The 5,906-nt window shown below is 63.1% G+C and carries 1 protein-coding gene; it reads right to left on the reverse strand.

Annotated elements, in window-relative coordinates:
• The coding region (locus G544_RS0117825; RefSeq protein WP_027275843.1) for an autotransporter-associated beta strand repeat-containing protein at positions 1-5,906 on the reverse strand (5,906 nt) is incomplete at both ends.

Consider the following 5,906-nt stretch of genomic DNA (forward strand, 5'->3'; position numbering starts at 1 on the left):
TGGCCCATCACCAGATTACCCGCGTTGGTCACGTTGCCCGTCACCGTGCCGTAGCCGCCCAGCGCGCCGTACTGGCCGATGGTCACGTTGCTTTGGAGGTTGGCCAGCGTTTCGGCCGCCTTGCCCAGCTGAAGCACGCCGTTCTCGATAGTGGTTTGTGACGCCTGTACGTTGTCGCCGTCAATCACCACCGTGCCGCTGCCGCGCTTGACCATCGAACCGTTGCCGCTCACCGCGTTGGTCAGCGTCCACTGCCCGTCGGTCTCCACCACCAAGGTACCGTCGTTGTTCACCGTGCCGTCGCCCAGGTTGGCGGCGGTCGTCGCCGTTAAAGTGGTATCGGCATTGACGGTAAACAGGCCAGTGTAGTGTTGGCTGTTGCCGCCCAGGTACATGTTCGCGCCGTTGGTCAAGGTCACTTCGCCGTTACCGCTAAGATTGTTGAACAGCGTACCGCGGGCCGTATCCAGATTAAGCGTGCCCGCCAGATTGATAATGCCCTGCCCCAGCCCTTGAGGCGCGGTCAGACGAGCCGTCGCCCCGGCGTTGATGTTGGTCGTGCCGGTAAAGCCGCTGCTGTTCTGGCTGAGCGTTAGAGTATTGCCGGTCAGTGTCAGTTGGCCCGCACCGCTCAGATTACCGTCAACCTGCCCGCCGTCAGTCACCGTCAGCTCGCCGCCGTTAAGGTTGAGCATCGAGGTAGCGGCGGTATTCAGTTGGCCGACCGTCTGCGCGTTGCCGTTAAGGTCAACCCCGCTACCGGACTGCATGTTCAGGCTCGACGTCTTCCCAAAGCCGTTATCGGTAATCAGCACCACCGTACCGCTGTTGACGTCCGTCGCCCCCAGATAGTCGCTGGCCGCGTTGCCGATGCGTACCGTGCCAGTGGCGTTGACGGTAAAGCCGCCGTCGCCGGTAAGCCTGGCCCCCAGCTTATCGTCGGTTGCACCCGCGTTGCTCAATATCACCGACTGGCCCGCAAAGGCGTCCAGTTGGGTCAGGCCGTAGCCCAGGTACAGCCCGTCGCTCTTCACTGCGCCAAAGTAGTTATAGTGCGCGTTGCCCGCTGCCACCCCGTCCTGCACCAGACCAACCAGGGTGTCCGCCACGACCGGCGTGCCGTCCGCCTGCGTCACCTGTATCTGGCTGCCCACGCCGTTGACGGTTGACGCCATGACAATTTGGTCACTGACGTTGTCATCCTGGTCAAACAGCGACATACCGCTGGTCGGTATCGGGTTGGGCAGGTTGGCCGGTGTCGTAATCGTCAACTGGCCGCCGCCGGCCGCGTCAAGGGTGTTGACCGTGAGCGTCCCCTGCGGACGGTGGTCCGAACCGCTGTAATCCACTTCGATACGACCGCCGTTCAGGGTCAAGCCACCGATAGCGTGACTGCCGTCAAGCTTCACGCTGCCAAGCCGGGTCCCGTCGCCGTTAAGCGCCAACGTTCCCCGAGCCAGCATCGTCTGCGCGCTGGCGTCCAGCACGAAGCGGCCGTTGTCCATCGCCACCGTACCGCTAAAGTTGCCACCGGCAGCCGAGGTATTAAAGGTAAAGTCGTTGTCCCTGTCGCCCAGGTCGACCGCAAGCGTGCCGCTGCCGGTAAGCGTACGGGTAAAGTCCACGTCGTCCGCCGACACACCGTCTTTAAGGATAGACAGCGTGCCGCTTGCACTCAGGTTCACGACGCCGGTGCTGCTGGCCAGGTGAGCCAGGCTCTCTACCTGTAGCGTACCGCCGGTCACATTTACAGCCGCCGTATTGGCGCCGTTGTTGCCGGTCCAGATAAGCGTGCCGTCACCTGCCTTGGTGATGGCGTTGGCCGCATTGCCCGTATCGTCCCAGCCGTTCATGGTCGCCGTTACGCCGCTATCGACAATCACGCTGCCGCTTTTTTCCAGCGTGACGTCGCGAGCGGAGGTCAGGTCTGCCGTGATTTGCAGATTGCCGCCGTTAAGCACCGTCAGGTTGGTGGCCGAGCCGTCGCCCAGATTGGCGTCGGCAGAGATGGCCACCGTGCCGTTTTGAATGTCAGTCTTGCCGGAGTAAACGTTGGTGCCGCCGAGCGTTAGCGTGCCCGCGCTCTGCTTAATCAGGTCGCCGGTCCCGCTGACGAGGGCATTCAGCGCCATCGCGGCCGCGTTATCCACGATAAACCGGTTCGAGTTCAGCACGGCGATGGCCCCGCCGAGGTGTTGCGTTTCGCTCACCGTCAGCGTCGAGGCCATGTCAATGTCCACCACGCCGGTAAAGCCCGCGTTGTTGCCGCTCAGACGCACGTCGCTGCCGTTACGACTACTCAGCGTACCGCTGCCGCTGATAGCGTTGGCAAAGGTGCCGTCCGCACCGTGCAGCGTCAGGTCGCCGTTCGCCACTATCGCCCCCGTTCCCAGAGCCTGCACGTTCTGCAACAGCGCTTCTGCGCCCGCATTCACCGTCGTCGTGGCGCTCAGGCCGGTGTTGGCGTTGGTCACGGTCAATGAGCCGCCCGCCACCGTCAGATTGCCGCTGCCGGTTAACGAGCCGGATGAGGTACCGCCGTTGGTCAACGTCAGGCTGCCGCCGTTCAGGCTGAGGGTTGAACCGGCCGCGCCGTTCAGCGCCCCAATGGTCTGGGTCTTGCCGTTCAGGTTAACGGTGGTGGCCGTCGCCAGCTTCAGGTTGGCGGTCTGGCCCAGCGCATTGTTGGTGCCCACTATCAGAGTACCGCTCTGCACGTCGGTCTCGCCGGTATAGCTGTTGTCGAGGTTGCTCAGGGTCAGCGCGTTGGCGCCGTTGCCCGCCGCAATGCCCAGGTCGCCGCTGCCAGTGACTTTGGCCGACAGCACCTTCTCGTTACTGTTGGCGGTATTGATAACCAGTTCGCTGCTGCCGGTTGCCAGCAGGTCAACGCGCGTCAGGCCGTAGCCCACGTACAGGCCGTTGGCCGTGCCGCCGTTGTCCTTGGTGGTCAGACGGTAGTCGTAGTAGGCGTCCGCCGCGTGCGTCCCGTTCTGAGAGAGGGCTGTCGAGCTGGCGTTGGTGATAGCATTGCCGTTTTCGTCAACCAGCTGAAGGTTGCCCCCCTCGCCGGTGACGGACGTTGCCGAGGCCAACTGCACCAGCGTCTCGGTCTGCTGGTCCAGCAGGCCTTTGGTCTGATTAACAACCGGCGCGGTGGCGTTGTCAAAGCCGCCGTGGTCAATCATCACCCTGCCGGTGCCGCTGGCGTCCAGTGACGTCGCCGCAATGCGGTTACTCGCCACCGACGCGTTCGGCAGGCTGACGCCAAAGTCTACCGTACCGCCGCTAAAGGCCAGACCACTGATGGTCTGCACGCCGCTGCCCACGGTGGTGACGTTATCGCCCATCACCGACAAAATAGCCTTGGTCAGCGCCGTAGTGTTAAAGCCCGACAGCGCGAAGCTGTCGCTGTTCATATTGACCCGACCGGCGAACTGATTACCCGCCGCAGAGCCGAAATCAAACTGGGAACCGGAGGTCACGTTGATAACGCCAGAACCGCTCAACGCATGGTTCAGGCTGTAGCCTGCCGTCGGGTTGAGGTTCAGCGACGAGTCCGCATCGATGGCAATGCGCCCCGAAGAGGCCGCCGTGTCGCCCATCAGAATATGCTGACCGGTGGTCAAGGTTGAGCCATTAGTCAGGTTGATAATGTCAAAGCGCTGCGCGTCGCTCGCCGCCGCCAGCGTATAGTCGATGCCGTCAAAGGTCAGCGTATCGTGACTGCCGCCGGTTCCGGCGTCCAGCGCCCCAAAGGTCGCGCTGTCGCTGACCGTAATATGGTTCTCGCTGCCCGCCCCGCCAACAAAACCGCCCAGATGGGCCGAATCCTTCAGCGTCACGACATTTTTACCGCTGCCCGCTGCCATTACGCCGGTGGTGGTCGCGCCGGTCGCATTCAGGGTATTGTCGCCGTCGCCCAGCGCGATATCGCCGATGACCGCCTTCGCCAGCGTCAGCAGGCTGTTACCGTCTCCAGTGGCAATATTGCCTGCCGTGGAGTCCGTTACCGTAATCAGGTGATTGCCATCACCCAGGCTGACGTTACCCAGCTGTGAGCCTTCACTTACCGTCACTACGTTGGCCTTGTTGCCCAGGAGCGTGACGTCGCCGGTGTGAACCGAGCCGTTGGTCGCGGTAAGCGTATTCGCGCCGCCGCTGGCGGCGATGTTGCCCGTCAGAGTGCCGCCGGTCAGGTTGATGCGGTTATCGCCGGAGGTGAAGTCCAGCGAGCCGGTGATGTCGCCGATGTTGGTAAAGGTCTTGTTGCCGGTGTTGGACATGGCAATCGCCGCCAGCTCCGCGTCCGATGCCGTAATGGTGCCGCTGTTGGCAATCGTGTCGGCATCGTGCACGTTCAGCACGTTGCCGGTCGCCACCGTAGACTGCGAGACCAGGTTGCCGGAGTTCGACACCGTCTTCGCCCCGCTCACGTCTATCGCCGAACCGCCGGTGGCACCATTGACGTTGACGCTCACCCCGGTGTTCACCACCCGGTCATTGCCGTCCAACGTCGCTTTTACGCCAATGCCGCTGCCGGCCACGTTGATAGTCAAATCCCTTGAATCGGAGAAGTCGATATCCGAAGCCAACCCGCTGCCGTCTTCGTTCAGGTACAGAATGCCGGTACCGTCGGTGACGTTAATGGTGCCGGAGTTGGTTTTAGCCAGCGTCGCACCGGTCTTGATGCCGATGCCGGTACCGCCAACGTTGATATCCGTGTTGCTCAACTGAATGCCGGCGATACCCGCCACGTTGTGAATGCCGATACCGCTGGACGACGCGTCACTCATATCAATCACGGTGTCCGCTACGTTCAGGCCGGTCGCGCCGCTATCCAGCAGTATGCCGTCCGCCGAGCCCTTGGCCACAATGGTGCCGCTGCCCGATACCGCCCTCAGGTCAAGCCCCGCCCCCGCGTCCACGTGAATGGCCGCCACCCCGTCCACCGCCGCAATGGTCCCGGAGTTGTCGATGGTGCCGTTCGCCCCCTTGATATGAATGGCGGTGCCGCTGGCCTGAATGTCTCCGGTGTTCACCACGTGGCCGCCGTCCAGGTCTATCGCCGTATGTCCAGCGCCCAAAGACAGGTTCACGTTGCCCTGGTTGTTGATGGTGCCCCCATCCTGCGCCAGGAAGGCGGTGGAGCCGACGCTTCCCGCAAGCGACGTCACCGTCGCGTGGTTCTCCACCGTACTGCCTTCCCCGGTCGCCTTGCCCACCACCGCGTTAATCCCGCTGGCGTTAAACGCCGCGCCCGCCTCGATATTGGCCTTGCCGCCGTTCTCCGCCAGCACGCCGGTGGCGTTGGTGCCGATGGTCAGCTGGCTGCCGCCGGCAAGCGTTATCCGCGAATCCTCGCCGTTCACCCGTATGCCCGACGTCACCCTGTCGCTACCCACCTTACCCGACAGGTTGAGGTTCAGGTCGCCGCTTAAGCTCGCGCCGTCGGTCACGTAAAACAGCGTCGCCCCGTCGCCGTGGACGTGCGTCAGCGTCGTGCCCGCCAGCGTATCAATCGCTGAACCGGCGCCGTCTATCCAGAAGGCGATTTGGTCCGACTTGTCGCTGTCAAAATTGACCGCCACGTTGTCATTAAGCGTCACCTTACTGCCTTCAGAGGCGTGCACCCCTACCGTTCCGGCCCCGTTCAAATTGACCGACGCCGCGTTGACGCCGTCGCCGACCGTCACTTCCACCTGGCTGCCTTTGGCCAGAACGCCGGCCGAGCGGGTCTGACTGTCCGCCCCGTCCCAGTCGCCGTTGAGCGTAATGTTGCCCGTCGAGCTGAGCCGGGTCTCGGTGGTGTTCGCCGTGGCCGACAGACCGACGCTGCCCGCGCCGCTCAGCGTGATGTTGCCGCTGTTGCCGCCTACCGCGCCCTCTTCCACCTGAATGCCGGT

The sequence above is a fragment of the Leminorella grimontii ATCC 33999 = DSM 5078 genome, assembly GCF_000439085.1.
GTDB classification, from domain to species: Bacteria; Pseudomonadota; Gammaproteobacteria; order Enterobacterales; family Enterobacteriaceae; genus Leminorella; species Leminorella grimontii.